Origin of the sequence: Chitinophaga sp. Hz27, from assembly GCF_042263525.1 — a bacterium.
GTDB lineage: Bacteria > Bacteroidota > Bacteroidia > Chitinophagales > Chitinophagaceae > Chitinophaga.
In genome coordinates this window covers 379,118-399,704 of sequence record NZ_JBHKFJ010000005.1, presented here as the reverse complement: position 1 = coordinate 399,704, position 20,587 = coordinate 379,118, and the positions used below count along the sequence as shown (strand labels likewise).

The following is a 20,587-nucleotide window of genomic DNA, read 5'->3' as shown; positions in this document are numbered from 1 at the left end:
GGTTAGCTTTGCGACCTTTTTAGACCAATTGTCCAAATAAATGCGTGCTAACTTAATGATGCTGCTGACGTGTATGGCCGGTACGGCTGTAGCCCAGCAGAAACCCGATACCACTGGCCCTGTAAGAAACCTCGGCGAAGTGATCGTCCAGGAAAACAGGCTGTCGGCCCCTTTAAAGCAATCCAACAGAAATATTACCATCATCAGCCGTAAGCAGATAGATGCCATGGCCGCTGTTTCCATCAATGAAGTATTGGCCTATGTACCCGGCCTCGACGTGCGTCAGCGCGGCCCTGGCGGTATACAGGCAGATATCGGCATAGATGGCGGTACCTTTGATCAAACACTGGTATTGCTCAATGGTATTAAAATCACCGATCCTCAAACCGGTCATAATATTATGAATCTCCCGGTATCCCTGCAGGATGTAGATCATATTGAAGTTATCCGCGGCGCCGCGGCAAGAGTATATGGTATCAATGCCTTGAACGGCGCTATCAATATCATCACGCGTAAAGCCACGCAGAGCGGGGGAGAAGTGAATGTCAGCGGAGGAAGCAGCTTCAAAAAGAACGAAAACGGTAACCTCTATAATAACTATAATGTAGGCGCTACCGGTGCGCTGGTAAAAGAAGGTAGTAACCAGTCTTTGTCCGCCAACCTGAGTGCAGGCAATGGCTATCGCTATAACACCGCTTTTCAGAATACCAAAGCGCTTTACCAGGGTGGATTCCAACTGGATAGTAATAACCAGGTATCCGTGCTGGCAGGTTATGTGGATAATCAATATGGCGCTAATGCGTTTTATGCTGCTCCTGGCGACAAAGAATCCAAAGAGTACGTGAAAACTGCACTGGCAGCCGTTAGCAGCAGTCACCGTATCAATAAAAACTGGTTGATGACGCCACGTGTCAGCTATCGTTTTGCGGAAGATGATTATCGTTATTTCAAAACAGATATCTCCAAAGCCCGTAATCTTCATAATACCAACATCGTGGATGCAGAGCTAAATAATAGCTTTGATACGAAAATTGGCTTGTTTGGGGCTGGCGTTGAGGCCAGGTATGAGCATATCAACAGTTCTAACCTGGGTAATCATGAGCGTACCAACCTTGGCGCTTTCGCGGAATATAAGACCCGTGGCGATAAACGACTCAATTTCTCTGTTGGCGGCTATCTGAACTATAATACTATGTATGGCTGGCAATTCTTCCCAGGTGCTGATGTAGGCTTTAACATTACGCCAGACCTGAAAGTATATGCTAATGCCGGTTCCGCACAACGTCTGCCCACCTACACCGATCTTTATTACAAGAGCGCCAGCATTATCGGTAATGATCAGTTAGGCCCTGAAAAAGCTTTCTATACAGAGTTAGGCGTGCGTAAGTACAGTGGCAAGTTCAACTTTGCAGCAAGTGGCTTCTATCGCCAGATCTCGGACTTTATCGATTATGTGAAAGATAGTTTGCCGCAACCATGGCAGCCGCAGAACTTCCAGCGTGCCGATACCAAAGGACTTACGGCCAGCGCTGGATATAATACTGCTTTCAGCGATAAAGGCTTCTTCAACAGCTTTGGCGCTAATGTAGGCTATAATTACCTGTCGCCTGATTTCAAAGGAGATGATACGCATAATAAAATTTCAAGATATGTAATTGAGAGTTTGCGTCATCAATTTGTGGCGGGGGCCAGCACCAGCTTTGCGGGTCATTTCAGTTTGAGTGCGAATGCGCGTTATTGTATGCGTATAAATTATAAAGACTATACTTTGGTGGATGCGCGTTTATCATATCGTCAGGCCAGGTTTAAAGTATATGTGGATGCCAATAATATCCTGGACGTAACTTATATAGAAGCGGGCGCTGTGCCGATGCCAGGCCGTTGGATGACGGTAGGGGCGAGTATCAGATTGTAAGATTTATTTAAATATTGAGGCAGTATGCTGCCGAAACACAGTAGGGATGCCAATGGCATCCCTACTGTGTTTTAGGGGAGGTGGGTAGGCAAGCCTGCTTTTAATATTATGCAATAGAGGGGAACCATTATTCTATCGTTATAGGGATATAAACCAAATATTCTATACTGTGCGATTTGGAGTAGTGACAAGAGGCTTGCGTATTCCTATAACTGTGCCAGCACTGCAATATCTGCAGCCGCCAACCACGAAGGCCAAGCGCTATGCCGCCGTAATAGCCGGAGCTTATATGTTAGGAACACTTGTATTATTTATACAAGCTGTGCTGACAACGAAGTATAATAACTTCACCATTTTCAGTCATTCCTGGCAGCATTTATCGGAACATCTTCCGTTATATAACCTGTATCCGGACGAATATTTTGATTATTATCTCTATCATCCTACGTTTCCCATTTTATTTCTGCCTTTCGCGATACTGCCTTCTCATGCAGGATTGCTGCTATGGTTGCTGTTTAATAGTGCAATGGTACTCTATGCCATTTACCAGCTGCCGATGGATTGGCGGAAGAAAAATCTGATGAGCGGTTTATTGCTGATAGAGATCATGAATGCGATACAGTCGTCGCAATCAAATCCATTGATGGTAGCATTGATGCTGCTGACGTTGGTACAGTTCGAGAAGAAAAATGTGAAGCAGGCGGCATTATTTACCTGTATACTTTTCTTTATAAAGGGCTATGGTGCTATCATTGGCATATTATTCCTTTTTTACGGAGATAAAAAGAAGTTCTTAAAATACTGTTTTGCTTTTGGAATAGCTGGCTCTTTGCTGCCACTATTGGTGATTTCCCCGATGGAACTAATACATGCTTACAAAGATTGGTTCCATCTCATCAGCAGTGCCACTATTAAAGAGGATGGTTCACTGTTTGGAATGATCCATGCAATGCGGCATGAGCCTTACTTAATCAGTACTGGTATGGATAAAATCGTACTGGTACTGGCGGTCATTGGATTGCTGACAGCCATCATCTGTACAGCAGTCGCAGGTACGCAACAGAGCCGGTTTACACTTGCTGCTTACCTGTTGATCTGGATTGTCATTTTCAACCAAAGTACTGAATCTCCCACTTATGCCATTGCTGTAACCGGCGCGGTAATGGCATTAGTAATGTGTTCACAAAAATTTATCAAATGGTTTTTGTTGGGATTACTTATATTTGTGGCGTCACTCGCACCAACTGATTTAGTGCCAACATCCATTAATCACCTCGCTGTAAGCTTCCAATTGAAAGCACTTCCATGTTTAATTATCCTGTTATTTTTGCAATCAACGCTCTTTTTTCATAGGCGACAGGTTATAGGCTGACTACTATTAACTTGTCTCAGCAAAGTGGGGGCCGGCTTTACCCCGGCTCCCCTTTGTTTTATTTTTCCACTATCCAGTCTGCTGCAACAGCCTCTTCTCCTGCAACCCTGTGCAGAAATACCGTATATATTTTTCCCGCTTCCAGCTTAATATCCGTCAGGTTATTATTTTTAATTACCAATGATTTTAATTTGTCGGCTGTGCTGAGAATAATAGAAATCGTACCTGCGTTAACGTTAGTATATGGACCTAATGCATAAGCGCTTCCATTTATATTACCGTTTGCTGCACTGCCGTAGGTTACCTTATTGGCAAGGGTTTTAGTGGTACCGCCATCATTTAGATTTACCTGCAGATCTCCTGTTTGCGTAGCCAGATGTACAAAACGAAGTTTTGCCTGACCAGCAGGAGGCGTGCTTAGGTCGTCATAAAAAAGTATCAGCGAATCTTTATTATTATCTATAGTTGCCGGCGCAGCAAACACCGTATGGTAATAGGTAGCGATAGGGCCGTTGGGGCCGCCTGTAGCGGAATAGGTGGCACTGTTGCCGAATTGTCTGGAAACCGTATAGCTAGTGCCGGTACCTTCTGTTACATTGATCTGTACATTTCCAAAGGTGGTTGCCAGATATGGACTAGCTTGTCCGGGGTATAGTAAAGCTGATGTGATTTGCTGGGTGAATGTCCAGAACTGGATGCCGGTATTAGCACTCCTCGCATTTACAAAGCTCACCTGAGCGCTTAGTGGTGGCCTGTCTCCGGCATTCGTATCCAGGTAGTCTGTTTTTTTGCAGGCAGCAAACAGACCAATTGTCATCAAGGAAAGGATATATCTATTCTTCATAGTATTATTTTTTGAGATGATCAGAGTTTAGCCAGTATCCTTATAAATGGCTGGATGCCTGCGCTACCGTTCTGCATACCTACAATCGTAGGGTTTCTGAGGCCAGAGGTGGCAGCAGCCGTATAATCTCCCAACTCATTGAAAATATTATTTATGCCGATCGTAGCCTGTAATACCTTATTGAAGTGGTAACCAATAGCCACATCAGCCACCAGTATAGGCCTTAGTTCCTGGAGGTAATAATCTGGTTTAGGAAAATTTGCATTGAGCGCTGTGGCGGTAGTCACGGAGCCGAAGTACACACCACGCAAAAGGAAATTGAACCTGTTCAGGCTATAACTTCCTTGCAGTGTGATCTTCTGTTGTGGGATGTTAGTAGTTACACGTGTCTGTTCCGATTGGCTGAAAATAACATAGCGATAGGCTTCCAGCCCTTTTGGGGTATTCACGGAGGTAACTTCATTTTTGGAGAAATTAGCGCCTGCCAGCAGCTGTAAGGCCCCGTGTTGCAGTGGTATTTTATAACTGGCAGTGATCTCTAGTCCTTTCGTACGGGTGCTAAATGCATTATAGAAGAACTTGGCCTGTGTGGTGCCTGTGGCTAACAGTAGGGCCCGTACTTCTGCAGGTAAGTTATTATCTGTTGCCGAGAAATTACCGGTATTGCCTACACGATTTTTTATATCGATCAAATAACCGTCTATGGAAATTTCAGCATTGGTGACTGGCTGACTCGTTATGCCTGCGCTATATCCTGTCGACTTTTCAGGCGTTAGGGCAGGGATACCTAAAGCTCGGGTAGCAGCGCTTTTATTGGAGGCAGTTACCTGGTCTATCGCGCGGCCCTGCTGGAAGCTGGTACTGGTTTCTGTATAATAGAACTGTGCAAGATCCGGGGCACGAAAGCCGGTATTGGCGGCGCCACGGATGCTAAGCCAGGGTGCGAAACTATACCGGGTGGCTATTTTGCCGGTGGTGACATTCCCAAAGTCGGAGAAGTTTTCTGCACGCAGCGCTGCTGATATCAGCCATTGTTCGGTGATGTTGGCTTCGAGATCTATGTACCCCGCCACAATAGCCCTGCTCACATTCACTTCATTGGAAGGCCTGAAACCCGCGTGTATCTGCGATCCTGGGCTAAGCCCATTCAATGCCAGGAGACCAGCATCGGCGATGTATGGAATACCTGCAGCGCTGGTATCTATGCGGTAGATGCTACGTAGGTCAGCTTTGGTATAAGAGGCTTCTTCGCCGGCAATGATCTGGTAGGTTTCTGTTCTGTACTGTGCCCCGAAAGCCACGTTGATGCCATGTAAGGGCTTTTCAAAATAGCGGCTTACATCAATACCGGCGGTATTTTGCGAGGCATTGTATTTACCTGCATCAAAAGAGGTAGGGCTTTTTACACCCATGCTGGCGTTGAGGGAATTGCTGATATTATTGCTGAAATCATTTCTCCCATAGACATTGGAGATATCCAGCTTCCAGCCTTTTATTTTTCCTTTAAGACCAATGGCGATGGACTTATCCGTGATACCATTGTCCATGGCAGGAAGGAAGCCATCAGGATATAAAGTGGTGTTGTTGCGCTCCGTCCAGCCGGGGAGGCGGTATACGGCGGTGAACTGAGAGTTGCGGTGGCTGATGCCTCCAAACGTATATACCTCTACGTTATCATTCAGTGGCACGGCTGCGTTGAAAAACAGCAATGCATCTTTGGCTTTGTTGGAGCCGCCGCCACGTTGATCAAAGAAGTGTCTGTCTATACCACGACTTTTCAAAATGGCATCATCTATTTCTTTCGTATATACGTTATCGTAGTCGCGGGTATTAGCGCCGCCGCCATAGATGGGGCCATTATAGAGTCCTGCATCATCACGGCCAGGCTGCAGGGCGATGCCCTGGGTAGCATATTCCACGGTGGCGTTGAGGTAACCGCCTTGTTGACCCAGCTTTACCCCATAGTTGACGCTGGTGCGGGTGGTAATACCATCGCCTCGGCGTCTGGTACTGGCGGTGCTGCTTATCACGCCGTTATCGGTTTGTTTTTTCAGTACGATGTTGATCACGCCGGCGATTGCATCAGAGCCATATTGAGCGGCGGCGCCGTCGCGTAATATCTCTATCCTTTCAATGGCGGCAGTAGGTATTGCATTGAGGTCATAGCCAGTGGCGCCATTAGCCAATCCGCCCCAGTTGATATTAGCGCTTTTATGACGGCGTTTGCCGTTTATTAGTACCAGCAGCTGATCGGCGCCAAGGCCTTTCAGCTGTGCGAGATTCAGGGAAGAGCCGGCGTCGCCGGCATTGCTGCCGTTGACAGAGTGAAAGGAAGGAGAGATGTATTGCAGCAGCTGCGTAATGCTCGTTTGAGGCGCCTGCTCTTGTATGGACTTAATATCGATGATGTCTACCGGCACCGGAGAGTTAAGCCGGGTGCGGTTGGCATTTCGGGAGCCAACGATCTGCACCTCATTCAGTTGCCGGGTAGTATCGCGCCGGGCGTGCTGCTCTTGCGCGGTAGCAGCCTGCATCAGTATTAATGGGGTAATAGCGGGCAGTATAATTTTTTTCATGCGTTGCGTTTTCATGGTTTGCGATGGATGATAAAGCGATCGTCGGTAAGGGCTATCAGAAAGGCTTCCAGGTCGTTCAGTTCTGATTCGCTCAGCTGCAAGGGTTTGTTGAGGGAAAGATCACGGTGTATGCCGCCGGGCAGCACGGAGTCTGGGTTATTGTAATAATGCAATACCTCTTTCAGCGTGTGAAACATACCATTATGCATATACGGAGCGGTGACGGCTACGTTGCGCAGACTGGGCACCTTAAAGAAGCCTATCTGTGAGCTGTCGTGCGTTATTTCAAAGCGCCCCGCATCATTGAGTTGCTTGCCGTTGAACAGGCCTATATTCTTGAAACGATCTGCGGTGAAGTCTTCCCCGGAGTGGCAGTTATTACAATTGGCTTTACCTATGAAGAGCATTCTTCCGCGTATAGCCGATGGCGTTAGTGCGTTATCATCTCCGTTGATGTAACGATCATAGGGACTGTTGGCTGTTTCCAGGGTTCGCTCGTAAGCGGCGATGGCTTGCAAAAGATTTTTTGTATTGACGGTATCATTAAAAACTTGTTTGAATAGTTGTTGATAGATGGGATTATTGTTGAGGCGATTTATCGCCTCATGGATGGGGAGGCCCATTTCCGCTGGGTTGATGATGGGCTGTAATGCCTGATCTTCCAGGGTGGCGGCACGGCCGTCCCAGAAATAGCTAGGGCGTCCGGAGAGATTGGTGATACCTGGCGTATTACGGCGTGTAGGCGTTCCATTTATGCCTTTACTGAAAGCCAGCGTATCCGCAAAACCAAATTGTGGTATATGACAGGAAGCGCAGGCAAGGGTATTATCTTGCGATAATTCTTTTTCAAAAAAGAGTTTTTCTCCCAGGGAAGCCTTGGTAGGCGGTCCTGAAGTATGGGTGCGGAAGCCCGCCACCATGCAATATAGGCATAGCATCCCCATTAAAATGAATATCATTTTTCTGTGGTTCATGTCAGTAAATTGGTGGTAAGGCTTGTGGTTGTAGAGCGCCTTGGGCGCTTTAATTCCGCCAGCGGCGGGCTCGCCTCTACCTGGTAGAGACGAGCAAAATAGAAGAGCGCCCTTGGCGCTTTATTACAAGAAAAAGCAACTATTTAGCGCTGGCTACCAGCTCCACATTCAGATCAAAATTATCATAGATAGCCTTGTCTCCAATACCTTCGAAGAAGCTCTTGGAACCGTATTTAATGTTATACTTTGTACGATCTACTGCAATGTTTGCCTTAGCTGTTAGTTGTTTGCCATTGACGGTAACAGTAGCAGGAAAGGTGACAGGATTGGTAATACCTTTGATCGTGAGATTGCCCGTAACGTCGTAAGTGCCGCTACCTTTGGCTTTCAGGCTGGTAATCACAAAATCTGCTTTAGGGAATTTCTCAACAGAAAAGAAATCATCGCTTTTTAAATGGCCCAGCAGTTTGGCGTTGCTGTCTGCATCTTTGATGTCTGTCACCGCAATGCTACGCGTATCAAGGGAGAAGTTGCCACCAGACAACTGACTATTCTCCACTGTCAGGGCGCCATTGCTGATGTTGATTGTTCCGCTGTGTTCTCCACTAACTTTTTTTCCTACCCAGCTCAGTTTACTCTGTCTGGCATCTACCTGGAAAGTGGTGGCTCTGGCCTTCACAACAGCTGTGGTAGCAGCTGCTTTTTTATTGCGATCCTTCACAATTGCTGACGCGTTGATGGATAACAGCGCTATTGTTCCGCTGAGAAATACTAAAGTTGCTAATTTCTGCATTTGTTATTTGTTTGAATAAGTGGGAGATGATTGTATTATTTTTCAGCAATCAGTTCGTCCAGGTCTTTGGTCCATTTGGACACATAGTCCTGGTAATACTGGCCGGTAACTTCTCCGGTATAACCGGTATGGATTTGTCTTACGTTCCCTTTCCGGTCTATCAGGATCGTTGTAGGGAAGGCCATCATCCTATTGAGCGCCGGTAATTTCTCTGACGCCACTTTCTTATCAGCAATGCCACCAAAAAGAATATCATATTGAATGTTATATTTCTCTTTTAATTTACCCAACGTATAGCGGGCATATTCCAGGTCATCTTTCTGTTCAAAACCTATTGCAATCGCTTCTACGCCACGGTCCTTATTTTTATTGTACCATGGAGATAAGAAGGATGTCTGGTCCGTACAGTTAGGACACCAGGTGCCGATGATTTCTACAATGACTACTTTCCCTTTGTATTTTTCATCGCTGAGTGAAACATTCTTTCCGTTGAGATCAGGAAGGGTGAAGTCTAGCTTTGAGTAGCCTTCTTTCAGGTAGGTTAACTTATATGGATCTGGTAATTCCGCGCTGGGGTTTTTTTCGCCGTCAAATTTGATGTTATTGTAAATGCCTAAAGACAGCTCTCCAGTTAATGATTTGTCGTCGTTTACTTTTCCTTTGATGTAGATAGGGCTAGGGCCTGTAAAGCCGGACAATTCAAACTCATCGCCGTGTATAGTACCTTCCAGCTCGCGGCTGTCGCCCACTACAGACATGATCACACCTGTTAGTTTATTACCTTGCTGATGTAGTAATCCAATTCTGTCTGGCGTAGGTTCTTTACTATAGATCTTCAATTCCCATTTTCCGTCGATATTATATTTAGGCGCTTCTTCAGTGCCTGGGGGCGCAAACCTGTAGTCCTGGCCGTATTCAGCCGTAAATGGCAGGGCGTTGCCTCTGAAGTTAGGTACCAGACTTCTGTATTCTCCGCTGATTTGGCCGTCTGACTCTATCTTAGCTACCAGGGCTGCGTCATAGGTGTTCATCTTTATGAAAATAGAATCAGGGCCTATGCGCTGTACATGAAAATCATCGTGACGAGAACCATTGATCAGCGTGAATATGGCATGTTCAGGATCTTTTCCTTTCAGCTGGAAATTAAATGGTACCTGCGATTCGCTGAGTGTGAACACGCCTCTCCAGGTACCTTCTTTGATAAAGGGCTTCGCAGGGCCACCAGCTTGGGCTACACCGCTAATGCCAGCCGCCAGTAAAGCGGAAAAGACTACTTGTTTATAAGATTTCATGGCTCAAATATTTGGTTGAAAAAGTGAAAACAAGGGTTGGGCTGATTGCAGTTTTTTATCTGCAACAGAATATAAAATGACGTTAATAACGTCAATGGTTATACGAAAAAAATACTCAGAATTTACTCCGGCTGGTGGTCAGTGCCGGATAATAGGGTAAGGCTGCTTACAGCTTAGCAGCAACAATATGAACAGTAGGAAGCAACAAAGTACATCATAATATTTCCGTTTTATCGACCGGGGAATGCAGACTTGGTGGGTAATGATACGCCGCGGTAATTTGATGGTGGTGAAACAAAGATAAACGGGCTGATACTAATTTCCAAATAAAACCCTATAAAAATTGTAGACTAATTGTAAAAGCTGGTATGGTAGCGAGTTTGAAAGGAATTTTAAATGCGGCCGGGTTGTCGTACCTTTGCGTTTTAAAACACCTGGTTTGAGTAAGACAGTCTATTTAATAACACCACCATTTACACAGCTGAACACGCCATATCCGGCTACAGCCTATCTGAAGGGATTTCTGAATACCAAAGAAATCAGTGCCTTTCAGTCTGACCTGGGCATAGAGGTAACGCTGGCGCTGTTTTCCAGACAGGGGTTACAGCAACTTTTTAATAAGATCAATACTGAACCTCCTGCAGCGATATCAGAGAATGCAGCCCGCATTGTCGCGCTACAGGACGACTATATCAATACCATAGACGCTGTTATTTCGTTTTTGCAGGGGAAAAATCCAACGATAGCTCACCTGATCGTAAAGTGTGACTATTTACCGGAAGCTTCACGCTTTGCGCAACTGGATGATCTGGACTGGGCATTTGGCTCCATGGGCAATCAGGACAGGGCCAAACACTTGGCCACCATGTATCTGGAGGACCTTTCCGACCTGATCATGGAATGTGTGGATCCACATTTTGGCTTCAGCAGGTATGCCGAAAAGCTCAGCCGTTCGGCTAATAGCTTCGATGAGCTGTATGAAAGCCTGCGCGCACCTTATACCTTTGTGGACCACCTTCTTATCAATCTGCTTCAGCAACATATGGAGGCTGTGCAGCCGCAACTGGTCTGCATTTCCGTGCCTTTCCCTGGTAATCTCTATGCAGGCTTACGCTGCGGACAATTTATCAAACAACATTTTCCTCAGGCGAAAATAGCCATGGGTGGAGGTTTTCCTAATACTGAGCTGCGCTCACTCTCCGATGCTCGTGTATTTGAGTTCATCGACTTCATCACCCTGGATGATGGTGAAGCGCCAGTGGAAAATCTGATACAATATATCCAGGGCAATAAAACACAGGAAGAATTGAAAAGGACTTTCCTGTTGCAAGACGGTAAAGTTGCTTATATAAATAATACCAGCTGCCACGATTACAAGCAAAGCCAGGTAGGAACGCCGGATTATAGTGATTTGCTGCTGAACGATTACATTTCTGCGATAGAAGTGGTGAATCCTATGCATAGCCTCTGGAGCGATGGACGCTGGAATAAGCTCACCATGGCCCATGGCTGCTATTGGGGTAAATGTACTTTCTGCGATATTTCACTGGATTATATACGTGTATACGAGCCTGTGGCTGCGGCCATGCTCGTAGATCGCATGGAAACCATCATTGCGCAAACCGGGCAAACAGGCTTCCACTTCGTAGATGAGGCCGCGCCTCCAGCGCTGATGCGTGCGGTGGCACTGGAAATTATCAAAAGAAAGCTGAATGTCAGCTGGTGGACCAATATCCGTTTTGAGAAAAGCTTTACGAGAGATTTATGCGTATTGCTGAAGGCTTCTGGCTGTATTGCCGTTTCCGGTGGACTGGAAGTAGCCTCAGACAGGCTGTTGGGGCTGATCCAGAAAGGTATTACCGTAGCACAGGTAGCGCGCGTAAACCGTCACTTTACGGAAGCGGGCATCATGGTGCATGCTTATCTGATGTATGGATTCCCTACGCAGACCGCGCAGGAAACCATCGATTCATTGGAAATGGTGCGTCAGATGTTCCAGGCAGGCATCCTGCAATCTGCTTTCTGGCACCAGTTCACGATGACAGCCCATTCCCCTGTAGGACTGGAGCCTGCGAAGTTCCAGGTACAGAAAGAAACTGAGCATACTGGCAATTTTGCCAATAATGATATTATGCATATTGATCCAACTGGTGCAGATCATGAAACCTTTGCCTATGGTCTGAAAAAGTCTTTGTTGAATTATATGCATGGCGCCTGCTTTGATTATCCACTGAGTAAGTGGTTTGAGTTTAAGGTACCGAAAACCAGTATAGCACCGGATTACATCACCAAAGCCTTGATGGAAGAGGAGCCGGGAACGGTAAAGCCTACGTCTAAAGTGGTGTTCCTCGGCAAGCAGCCTAGTATTGAAATCGTTACCAAATCCAAGAAGGGTAACACCTGGGAGACAGCTTCGATCACCTTCCAGAGCAAGAAAGAAGCAGTAAACATTAAGGTAGATCCGCCGCAGGGCAACTGGCTGGCGGGGATGCTGAAAGAGTTGGATATTAATAACGGAAAAGTATATACGCTACAGCAGGTGAAAGAGAGTTATGAGGCTGCCGGGTTAGAGGATTTTGAACTTTTCTGGGATAATAAGCCGGTGAATTCCCTGTATAAATTGGGGTTATTGAAGTTATAACCATCCGTTTTTTTCGTACTCCCATTTCAGTGATATCTAAGCATCACTGAGGAGGGAAGGTTTTAAGCGCTGCCCAAGGCGGCGCTTAAAACCCTAAAACCCCCAGGAGCTGTGGCTGGACAGCTATTTCTTCAGATACTTCCAGTTTCTTATCTTCCCTTCTGCCATCCATTCTACGGCAGTGGCGATTCTTGATTCTCTGGTGGCGGTGGTTTTCGCCTCTGTGATCCAGGAGATATATTCCTTTTTATTAGAATTACTGAAAGCTTCAAATGTTTGAAGGGCGGCTTTATTCTTTTTAAGCGCTGCGAGCAGATCGTCCGGTGCGGCGGCAGGTGGAGCGGGTCCTTTCGCTTTCTTTGGTATTTTGACGCCTTCGTCAATCAATCTGGCAGCTTCTTTCAGGTATTTCTCCAGAATTTTATCTTTTGGCAGATCGTTTAGGGAGATAATTTTCCCGAGATGCCCCATGGCTGTTTCTCCGGTGGGCGTAAGGATTTTGTCCGGATCTGCCAACAGTGGTGCTTTCCAGATATTAACTGCGCAATGCTGCTTAAAGGCAGCGATGCTGCAAAGGATACTGCCGTTGTAGTCGAAATGTGGGAAACCCCATTTGATGGTTTCCGTTACTTCGGGAAATGCTTTGTGGACCAGTGCTCTGAAGTGGGTGAGCACTGGTTGTGCAAAATCAGCGGCCTTTTCAATATAGGCATCGATTCTAGAGTCGTAGGTACCCGTATTTTTGGATGAACCTCGGGTCGTTTTCGTCGTCATACATTCTTACTCTGTTTCCACTCAGGTCAATGATAGGGCCTTTATAGCCTTCTGGCTGCGGGGAAAGAATGAGGTCATTGATATGACTGAGTACTTTCCATCCCTGCGGCGTTTCCTGTACATTGATTTCATGGAGGGTGGTGATATCAGGATTATAGCAGGTGCGGACCTCACAGACCGTAAAAACGCCATGTTCGGCATCTCTGCGGCTGTAGAACGCCCTTTTTGCTTTATTGACAGGGGCGAGGTCCGGCTGTAAATTTAGGTGAAGAAAAGCAGCTGTTAATTTTTTTTCCCAGAGTGCGATGAGTTCTTCGGTAAGTGTATCCGGGATTTCCGGGTCGTTGGTGGTATTGAGGAGGTGTATGGCTTCCCGGTAGAAGTCGCGGCATTCCTGGATATATGCTTCATCTCTGGCGTCGATAGCGTCGCCGAGACAGAGCAGGGCGCCTTCAGGAGTATTGAAGTCATGGAGGAAATGATCATGTCCATGATCATATTTATAAGGCAGCAGTTGCAGTAGTTTCTTTTTTCTGTAAGCGCCGATAGTATTGAGTCCTTTGCGTATGGAATAGCCACCGGTAAGGTATCCATCTTCAATGATCATCCAGTCGGTGATGGAGGATACCGGCATGATAATTTTTTCATTTTTGCGAAAGGGCGCCAGCCTGGTGCGGTTGGCTACTATCCCACAAATATGTCCATGCCCATCGAAAGAAGGATTAGTGATCCAGGTATCGGCTTCGCGGCCTTTATGCGCTATTTTCACTTTGGCGGCAAAGCCTTTCTGGTGGGGAGCGGGTGCCAGCAGTGAGCTTTGGAAATAATGTAGTGTATGCGCTACACGATAGGAGATCCAGTCGGTATACCGGGTATCTTCCGGTAAAAGCAGATGTCCGGCGTAGATTTCATCTGTCGGTAGATCAACAGGTTTTTTGCTGCCGGAGATTTTAGCGGAAAGATAAGTCCATCGGTTATTCAAGGGTAACAGCAGTTTGGATAACAGCATCAGGGTGTTGATTTTGGTTTTAAAGGATATAGACGTAAACAAAACAGGTCAGGGGAAACAGGTGTATTTTTTCATATATACGAAGGCGAGTATGTTTCGGACTTTCTACCGGTGGAAATTCATTGGATTTCTGTTTTCACCGGTAACAATATTGTTTTGACCGAAGGTCTGGAAGTTTTCACCTTTTTAGTTGATGTCATCATTATATCGTGATATATATTTGTGTCACAATCAAACCTAATTCGCAACAATGAATTCTTTAGAGCAAGTACCTATTTTGGATGTAGACCGTATAAGCGTGTTCTATGGTCAGTTTCAGGCGGTAAAAGAGGTGACGTTTGATGTTAAGCCCGGGGAAATTTTCGGTTTACTGGGGCCAAACGGTGCGGGGAAGACAAGTACGTTGAGCGCCATAGAAGGCCTGATCAAACCGGCAACCGGTAAAATCAGTGTAGCAGGATATGATAATGTTTCTCAGTCTTTATATGCCCGTGCCAATATGGGCGTACAATTACAGGCAACCAGTTTCCAGCCGGAACTAACGATTGCGGATATACTGCGTTTGTTTGCAGGTATTTATGGTGTACGACTTTCAAAAGAAGAAGTACAGCAAAAATTAGAGGAGATAAAACTGGAAGATGCTGCGGAGAAGAAGTTTGGACAACTCTCCGGCGGGCAGCAACAGCGTGTATCTCTCCTTATCTCTACTATACATAACCCTGTGCTGGTACTGTTGGATGAACCTACTACGGGTCTTGATCCACAATCCAGGCGCCAGCTCTGGGAAAGAATTGAAGCTATTCGCGAGCAGGGACATGGTGTACTGCTGACTACTCACAGTATGGAGGAAGCAGAGGCCGTGTGCGACCGCATTGCTATCATCGATCATGGAAGAATTATCGCGATCGACACGCCAGATCGATTGATAGAGTTGCACAGGAATGATCCGGAGGTGATCAGCGCTTCCAGGAAAGGAAAAATTACGCTGGAAGATGTATTTATTGGTTTAACCGGACGTGCCGTACGTTCATAAAATCCCTGTATGATGGAGACTAGAATTCCTGTAACTAAAGATGTGCTGTCGGCCTTGCTGCGCGCTGATTTTACAACTGTATGGCGTAACCGTCGTTCTTTACGACTGGTACTGTTAGTGCCGATACTTATCCTGATATCCTGGAAAGGATTGGTAGACAAGATTGGGCCTGTGGTGGTCTTGTCTTCTGTGATTACCATTGGCCTGACCAGCATTGGTCTGATGGGCTATTCCAATAGTATGGCCCGCGACCGCGACAAGGGCGTGTTCCAGCGCTTAAGGGTTGCACCGGTATCTTCCTGGACGATTATGTTTAGCAGATTATCTGTGCAGATAGCCTTGATTGGATTAATGACGGTATTGATTTACATAGTTGGTTTTGCTGTAGATAAAATTACAATCAGTGCAGGCGGATATCTCTGCAGCTTTTTAATGACACTGGTGGCAGGCTTTTTATACCTGGGACTGGGGCAGCTGATCGTGGGACTGATCAAGAACCCTGATACGGTTAACTCTACTACCAGACTGGTTTATTTCGCTTTTATCATGATTGGTATGTTTGGTCAGTTTGGCGCTTTGGGAGATACGATGAAAGAAGTGGTGCAATGGTCGCCATATGGCGTGGTGCAGAAGGTATTGGCAGGGAGTTTGCAACCTTCTAACTGGACAACGGATCATACTATGGCCTTCCTTGCCACCCTTGGATATACGTTTGTTTTTGTGGTGTTAGGTATTAAAAAATTCAAGTGGGATAACAAATAAGCATAATCGCTCTTTTCATAATCAGGGTCCGCAGGTTTAACACCTGCGGACTTTTCTGTTTTAAGGAGAAAGTTATTAGAAGTCTATGATTTTTGTATTTTCGTATAGCCATGCCAGCTATTAAATGTTTTGTTAGATGTTGTATTGTAGATGTTATTAGCATGCAGCTCCTGTACTCAATGATAGATTATCAACCCAAAATCCTATAAATATGAATAAAAAGCCCCTTATCTTCCGCTTACTAGTGGCATGTCTTGCGATTATGCTGATGTATTCGTGCAGTAAAGAAGGTCCTGCCGGCCCTGCTGGCGCCGCTGGAAATAATGGAACTAATGGTACAAATGGTACTCCTGGTACTCCGGGCGCTACTGGTCCAAAAGGAGATCCTGGTACTGCCAATGTTATTTATTCCGCCTGGTTGGATGTTGCTTTTTTGCCTGATACGGTTCATGCTGCAGGTGGCAGGATAGATACCCTCGGATATTATAGCGGTATTAACGTACCTAAGTTAACATTGGCATTACTTTCGAATGCAGATGTGAAGGTCTATGTAAATCTGAATACCGTTGATGATCCGGTAATAGCACCGTTGCCATATGTAGAGGAAAGTGGTGTCAATATCCGCTTTATTGCTTATACGGCTTCCATACAGTTTTCTTCAAATATCGACGGGAGCACTTATCTGAAAAGTGGTAAGAAATATCTACAGTATCGTTATGTAATTATTCCTGGTGGAGTAGGAGCGCGTCAGTCGGTGGACTGGAATAACTATGCAGCTGTGAAAGCTTACCTGGGGCTGAAAGATTAAGAGTAGTTACTGAAGATATATGAACGGTCTCTACTAAGTGGAGACCGTTTTTTTATGTGTAAATTGCGATTATGCAAGTGAATAAAACAAATGCGGCGCGCATACTTGATACGCTTCATATAGCATATGATTTGATTACCTATGAGGTGGACGAGGAGGATTTGAGTGCCACACATATGGCAGCAGTAGCGGGTTTGCCTATTGATCAGGTGTTTAAAACAATTTTATTACAGGGAGATAAGACAGGATATCTTGTTTGTGTGGTGGCGGGAAATATGGAGATTGACTTGAAGAAGGCGGCGGCGATATCGGGTAACAAACGTGTGGAGCCTGTGCCGGTAAATCAGCTGTTAGCGCTGACAGGCTATATCCGTGGCGGTTGTTCGCCTATTGGATTAAAGAAGCCATATCCGGTGTTCCTGGATGAGTATGCGGAGTTATACGATGAAATTTATGTGAGTGCCGGCAAGCGTGGAATGCAGTTCAAGATTGCACCAGGAGATCTGGTGAAGGCTGTGGATGCAACGGTGGCGGGGATTGCAGTGGAATAGTGAGAAGACTATTCCACTGTAGTAATGTAATTATTTACCGCCATTTAGTTGGTGCATGGCCGTTATACTAGACTGGTATTGTTCTTCTGCCAGGATTTCTTTTCTGGATACTTTATTAATGTCTTTACCTTCTTTTGTCCAAAGCATGGGGTAGCAGTTAAATACAAGGTTGCCATCTAATCCTGCTACGTCTTTTTTCCAATCATGCCAGCGAAGGTCTTTGTAAAAAGATTGCAGATCGCCATTGAAGAAGAATTCGATGAGTTGTGAGTAGGTGATGTCGAGTGCTTCCCAGGATAGGGTAGTGGGGTCGAAGAAATAGGCTTTACCTAAATCACTGCCAAGGCCTCCGCCATTGATGGCATAGTAGCCGCCGATGGCATCATCTGCAACGAGTATATAGCCGCTGTTTTGTCCATCTTTATCGATTGTTTTCCCTTGGTTCCAGGTATAAAGTGTTCTTTTCATTTTCGTATGTCCGGAACCGAGAATTCTGATCCATCCATGGTCAGCGAGGATCCCTCCGCTATTTAGAATGATGGCTCCCATGGGAGATCTTGTGGTTACTTGTATTTCCAGCAGTGTTTCTTTGGCTTGCAGAGGGTCTGCATCCAAGACTTCTACGGTGTTAGTGGCTTTTTTGATCCATTCCTGTACGAGGGGCCATGCAGGATCTTTTGTATTGATCAGCTCATCGAGGGAGCGCTTAGGTGATTGAGCGGCGGCGTTGTTATCGTTCATGATATGGAGAAGTAAGACAAATAGTAGTAAACGAAATGGCATGGTACAGAGATTACGTAGGGACGTGCAAGTTAGGTAGCAATTTTTTTAAAAATTATTTTGAAAATTAAAATCCCTGCTTATCTTTGCAGCCCTGAAACACAAAATCAGTTGCCCAGATGGCGAAATTGGTAGACGCACTGTGTTCAGGTCGCAGCGCCTGCAAGGGTGTGCTGGTTCGAATCCAGTTCTGGGCACACAATAGGTTGTAAGTCTCTGATTTACAACCTATTTTATTTTCTGCAAGTGTCAAATTTCCCCGCTATTTCACGCTTCTTCCCATTATTTACGACACTTTAAAGACACCCTAAATGACACTCCATTTTGTATGTATTTTTTCAGTCTCTCGAAGTACTCGGAAGAGAAAGGTATCGTCATCGGATACAACATTCCATTCCTGCCAGTCTAACGTCAACGAACGTATTTCTGACAGTAAAATAACAGACGACTTGTCACTACTGACAAGGCCTGCAACGAAAAAACTTAAAAAATTCTTTTGCTCACTTTTATACAGTTTTTCACTGTTTCTTTTAATGCCAACTAAGTATGGTATTCCATCACCTGGCATGGCACTTCTATTGCTCTCTTCTTCCCATAACCATAAAACCTATACAGTATGAATATCGGAGAAAAATTAAGTAAGAATGGTGACAAAATCCTTTACTTCTATGATTATGGCAGGAAAGCAGGACAACGCCCATCGACGGGTATCTTTACATATGTAAACCCAAAAAATCAGGAGCAGCGGAATTTTAACAAGGAAGCACTCAAAATACTCGAAACAAAGAGGGCACAACGAACTATAGAAGTGCAATCTATTGGTACACCTATTATTCCAGCTCATATGTTTAAAGCCAATTTTCTGGATTATTATTTAGAATATGTAGAGCTGAATAAGCGGGAAGGCAACCGTCATCTAAATAACTCATTTGCGCAGTTTAAAAAGTTTATCAAGAAAGACTTTATATCCCCTGTGGATGTGACAGAAAACCTGTGCAAACGCTTTCAACGCTATTTACTGGATAATTTTTCTGGTGATACTCCAGCTAATTATTATTCTCGTTTTAAACGGGTATTAAAAGCAGCGACCAAGGATAAATATTTTATTGACAATCCTACTGAAGAAATTGCAGCTAAAAGTAATCCCAGTACCGATTTAAAAGAGAATCTTGAAGTGGATGAATACCTGGCCTTACTCAATACTCCTTGCCTTAATCAGCAGATCAAGCTCGCATTTGTGTTTTGCTGTTATACCGGATTGCGCTGGGTGGATGTGAAATCAATGGAATGGCAAGATATTAATAATCATAAACTAACCACAAGAATTATTCAGAATAAAACTGGTCAACCAGTGGTGCTTGCCCTTCACCCTATTGCCATAGGGGTTCTCAATCAGGTTAGGGATATGATATGCGAATTATCCAAGCCTTCCGGAAAGGTCTTTTCTTTACCAACAGCAGACGGTGCAAATAAAGTATTACTGCAATGGGTAAAAGATGCAGCTATCAACAAGAAAATCACTTGGTCATGTGCAAGGCTTAGTTTCTCGATACTGCTAAAGGATAAAAACGTCGATGATCCAACTATTGCCTACTTACTGGGGCATACAACAACCGAGCAAGTGCAGAAAACCTATAAAAGACATAGGCCAAAGAACCAGGATGAAGTAATTAGTTATCTGCCATATCAAAAGATGGAAAGGTGGTTATAAAAATATGAGGGGCCATTCGCGATGAATGGCCCCTTGCTTTTGATGAGAACTTCCCACATTCTATGCTATTTTCAATTTTTTACTTTTAGTATCCAATATTTCATCAGACAACATTTTATCGATTTCCTCCCGTTTATAATATCCGTTATTATTTTTATATAGCCCATATTCCTCACACTTCTTTGTAAATTGAGTTCTCCCTAAGTTGCAGTAAATTAGGGCTTCTTCCGGTTTCAGAAATGGCTTAAAGCAAATTGCGATTGCTTTCATTATGAGTAATTCATCTGGCTTGATCATGACTAGATTATTTAAATTAAAATATGAGGAAAGGACTGGTTTGAACCAGGTGCCAGTGGCTAATATCATTCTTCCGCTGGCTGAATCAATCTTAACTGCTCTTGCATGTGAAATAATCTCCAATAATTGAATTGGTTATTTCATGCTTTGAAATTATGCATACAATGGTAAGGGAATTATCTCCTAGACAATAAATGCCCTTTGTAATAGTCGTTGTCATCATTGTGAGTTAATTTAAAAAACTAAAAAGATTGGGATCTGTGGTGAAGGTATGGCAGAAAGAAAGATAGCTTTTCTTTTTATACACGATTATTCACTATCATTTCCAAAATCTCCTAATTTGCCCCGAAATTTTCTTCTACATGACTAAGAGTTTTAAAGAGGCGGTATTGTAATGAAGTTATTCTTTCCTGTCAAGTCGGGGCAACAGGATATATCTCGAACCAGTTTATTGA

General features: G+C 44.8%; 17 protein-coding genes and 1 tRNA gene. 9 read left to right on the top strand and 9 right to left on the bottom strand.

The genetic code is table 11. The features are described 5' to 3' along the window. The first annotated feature begins 40 nt into the window (after positions 1–40). Together ACE38W_RS13690 and ACE38W_RS13685 are read left to right on the top strand one after the other, a co-directional pair. The gene (locus tag ACE38W_RS13690) at positions 41–1,915 is read left to right on the top strand and encodes a TonB-dependent receptor plug domain-containing protein (RefSeq protein ID WP_375831677.1); all 1,875 of its coding nucleotides are present in this window, start codon (positions 41–43) and stop codon (positions 1,913–1,915) included. 169 nt (positions 1,916–2,084) lie between these two features. After that, the gene (locus ACE38W_RS13685) at positions 2,085–3,287 is read left to right on the top strand and encodes a glycosyltransferase family 87 protein (RefSeq protein ID WP_375831675.1); all 1,203 of its coding nucleotides are present in this window, start codon (positions 2,085–2,087) and stop codon (positions 3,285–3,287) included. 58 nt (positions 3,288–3,345) lie between these two features. Here the strand turns inward: ACE38W_RS13685 and ACE38W_RS13680 are convergent, their stop codons facing one another. The 5 genes from ACE38W_RS13680 to ACE38W_RS13660 all read right to left on the bottom strand — a co-directional run bounded on the left by ACE38W_RS13680 (position 3,346) and on the right by ACE38W_RS13660 (position 9,766). Beyond that, entirely contained in the window at positions 3,346–4,131 is a 786-nt protein-coding gene (locus tag ACE38W_RS13680; RefSeq protein WP_375831674.1) for a DUF4397 domain-containing protein, read from the bottom strand. Between the two features lie 20 nt (positions 4,132–4,151). After that, complete coding sequence (locus tag ACE38W_RS13675) at positions 4,152–6,707, bottom strand: TonB-dependent receptor plug domain-containing protein (RefSeq protein WP_375831673.1); 2,556 nt, start codon at positions 6,705–6,707, stop codon at positions 4,152–4,154. 11 nt (positions 6,708–6,718) lie between these two features. Next, positions 6,719–7,681, bottom strand: coding sequence for a cytochrome-c peroxidase (locus ACE38W_RS13670; RefSeq protein WP_375831672.1), 963 nt, complete (start codon positions 7,679–7,681; stop codon positions 6,719–6,721). Positions 7,682–7,820: 139 nt separating this feature from the next. Beyond that, positions 7,821–8,474 (bottom strand): YceI family protein, encoded by a 654-nt coding sequence (locus ACE38W_RS13665; RefSeq protein ID WP_375831670.1) that lies wholly within the window; start codon positions 8,472–8,474, stop codon positions 7,821–7,823. Between the two features lie 35 nt (positions 8,475–8,509). After that, entirely contained in the window at positions 8,510–9,766 is a 1,257-nt protein-coding gene (locus tag ACE38W_RS13660; protein WP_375831668.1) for a peroxiredoxin family protein, read from the bottom strand. A gap of 439 nt (positions 9,767–10,205) precedes the next feature. Between ACE38W_RS13660 and ACE38W_RS13655 the strand changes: the two genes are divergently transcribed. Continuing rightward, a complete protein-coding gene (locus ACE38W_RS13655; RefSeq protein WP_375831667.1) occupies positions 10,206–12,407 on the top strand; it encodes a B12-binding domain-containing radical SAM protein in 2,202 nt (733 codons plus the stop codon). 123 nt (positions 12,408–12,530) lie between these two features. Here ACE38W_RS13655 and ACE38W_RS13650 read toward each other — a convergent pair whose 3' ends face one another. Both ACE38W_RS13650 and ACE38W_RS13645 read right to left on the bottom strand, forming a co-directional pair. Further along, on the bottom strand, positions 12,531–13,181 hold the full coding sequence (locus ACE38W_RS13650; protein ID WP_375831665.1) for a YdeI/OmpD-associated family protein: 651 nt from the start codon (positions 13,179–13,181) through the stop codon (positions 12,531–12,533). Next, positions 13,126–14,190 (bottom strand): DUF2314 domain-containing protein, encoded by a 1,065-nt coding sequence (locus ACE38W_RS13645; RefSeq protein ID WP_375831664.1) that lies wholly within the window; start codon positions 14,188–14,190, stop codon positions 13,126–13,128. The genes ACE38W_RS13650 and ACE38W_RS13645 overlap by 56 nt, the downstream gene beginning before the upstream one ends. Positions 14,191–14,440: 250 nt before the next feature. On the opposite strand from ACE38W_RS13645, the gene ACE38W_RS13640 reads away from it, so the two are divergent. The 4 genes from ACE38W_RS13640 to ybaK all read left to right on the top strand — a co-directional run bounded on the left by ACE38W_RS13640 (position 14,441) and on the right by ybaK (position 17,344). Continuing rightward, positions 14,441–15,223, top strand: a complete 783-nt coding sequence (locus tag ACE38W_RS13640; protein WP_375831662.1) for an ABC transporter ATP-binding protein — start codon at positions 14,441–14,443, stop codon at positions 15,221–15,223. Positions 15,224–15,232: 9 nt separating this feature from the next. Continuing rightward, positions 15,233–15,985, top strand: coding sequence for an ABC transporter permease (locus tag ACE38W_RS13635; protein ID WP_375831660.1), 753 nt, complete (start codon positions 15,233–15,235; stop codon positions 15,983–15,985). A gap of 211 nt (positions 15,986–16,196) precedes the next feature. After that, positions 16,197–16,793 (top strand): hypothetical protein, encoded by a 597-nt coding sequence (locus tag ACE38W_RS13630; protein ID WP_375831658.1) that lies wholly within the window; start codon positions 16,197–16,199, stop codon positions 16,791–16,793. Positions 16,794–16,864: 71 nt separating this feature from the next. Then, a complete protein-coding gene (gene ybaK / locus ACE38W_RS13625) occupies positions 16,865–17,344 on the top strand; it encodes a Cys-tRNA(Pro) deacylase (protein WP_375831656.1) in 480 nt (159 codons plus the stop codon). Between the two features lie 30 nt (positions 17,345–17,374). Here the strand turns inward: ybaK and ACE38W_RS13620 are convergent, their stop codons facing one another. Then, positions 17,375–18,127 (bottom strand): DUF2625 domain-containing protein, encoded by a 753-nt coding sequence (locus tag ACE38W_RS13620; protein ID WP_375831655.1) that lies wholly within the window; start codon positions 18,125–18,127, stop codon positions 17,375–17,377. 110 nt (positions 18,128–18,237) lie between these two features. Here ACE38W_RS13620 and ACE38W_RS13615 point away from each other — a divergent pair. Both ACE38W_RS13615 and ACE38W_RS13610 read left to right on the top strand, forming a co-directional pair. Continuing rightward, a tRNA-Leu gene (locus ACE38W_RS13615) sits at positions 18,238–18,321 on the top strand. 419 nt (positions 18,322–18,740) lie between these two features. Continuing rightward, entirely contained in the window at positions 18,741–19,835 is a 1,095-nt protein-coding gene (locus ACE38W_RS13610; protein ID WP_375831652.1) for a phage integrase SAM-like domain-containing protein, read from the top strand. 60 nt (positions 19,836–19,895) lie between these two features. Here the strand turns inward: ACE38W_RS13610 and ACE38W_RS13605 are convergent, their stop codons facing one another. Then, the gene (locus ACE38W_RS13605; protein WP_375831651.1) at positions 19,896–20,255 is read right to left on the bottom strand and encodes a hypothetical protein; all 360 of its coding nucleotides are present in this window, start codon (positions 20,253–20,255) and stop codon (positions 19,896–19,898) included. Positions 20,256–20,587: the final 332 nt, after the last annotated feature.

What these genes read in the sequence shown, in the direction of transcription:
- ybaK (WP_375831656.1), top strand. Translation starts at nt 16,865, where the DNA reads ATGCAAGTGAATAAAACAAATGCGGCGCGCATACTTGATACGCTTCAT.
- ACE38W_RS13675 (WP_375831673.1), bottom strand. Translation starts at nt 6,707, where the DNA reads ATGAAAAAAATTATACTGCCCGCTATTACCCCATTAATACTGATGCAG.
- ACE38W_RS13660 (WP_375831668.1), bottom strand. Translation starts at nt 9,766, where the DNA reads ATGAAATCTTATAAACAAGTAGTCTTTTCCGCTTTACTGGCGGCTGGC.
- ACE38W_RS13680 (WP_375831674.1), bottom strand. Translation starts at nt 4,131, where the DNA reads ATGAAGAATAGATATATCCTTTCCTTGATGACAATTGGTCTGTTTGCT.
- ACE38W_RS13635 (WP_375831660.1), top strand. Translation starts at nt 15,233, where the DNA reads ATGATGGAGACTAGAATTCCTGTAACTAAAGATGTGCTGTCGGCCTTG.
- ACE38W_RS13650 (WP_375831665.1), bottom strand. Translation starts at nt 13,181, where the DNA reads ATGACGACGAAAACGACCCGAGGTTCATCCAAAAATACGGGTACCTAC.
- ACE38W_RS13620 (WP_375831655.1), bottom strand. Translation starts at nt 18,127, where the DNA reads ATGCCATTTCGTTTACTACTATTTGTCTTACTTCTCCATATCATGAAC.
- ACE38W_RS13665 (WP_375831670.1), bottom strand. Translation starts at nt 8,474, where the DNA reads ATGCAGAAATTAGCAACTTTAGTATTTCTCAGCGGAACAATAGCGCTG.
- ACE38W_RS13630 (WP_375831658.1), top strand. Translation starts at nt 16,197, where the DNA reads ATGAATAAAAAGCCCCTTATCTTCCGCTTACTAGTGGCATGTCTTGCG.
- ACE38W_RS13610 (WP_375831652.1), top strand. Translation starts at nt 18,741, where the DNA reads ATGAATATCGGAGAAAAATTAAGTAAGAATGGTGACAAAATCCTTTAC.
- ACE38W_RS13690 (WP_375831677.1), top strand. Translation starts at nt 41, where the DNA reads ATGCGTGCTAACTTAATGATGCTGCTGACGTGTATGGCCGGTACGGCT.
- ACE38W_RS13640 (WP_375831662.1), top strand. Translation starts at nt 14,441, where the DNA reads ATGAATTCTTTAGAGCAAGTACCTATTTTGGATGTAGACCGTATAAGC.
- ACE38W_RS13645 (WP_375831664.1), bottom strand. Translation starts at nt 14,190, where the DNA reads ATGCTGTTATCCAAACTGCTGTTACCCTTGAATAACCGATGGACTTAT.
- ACE38W_RS13670 (WP_375831672.1), bottom strand. Translation starts at nt 7,681, where the DNA reads ATGAACCACAGAAAAATGATATTCATTTTAATGGGGATGCTATGCCTA.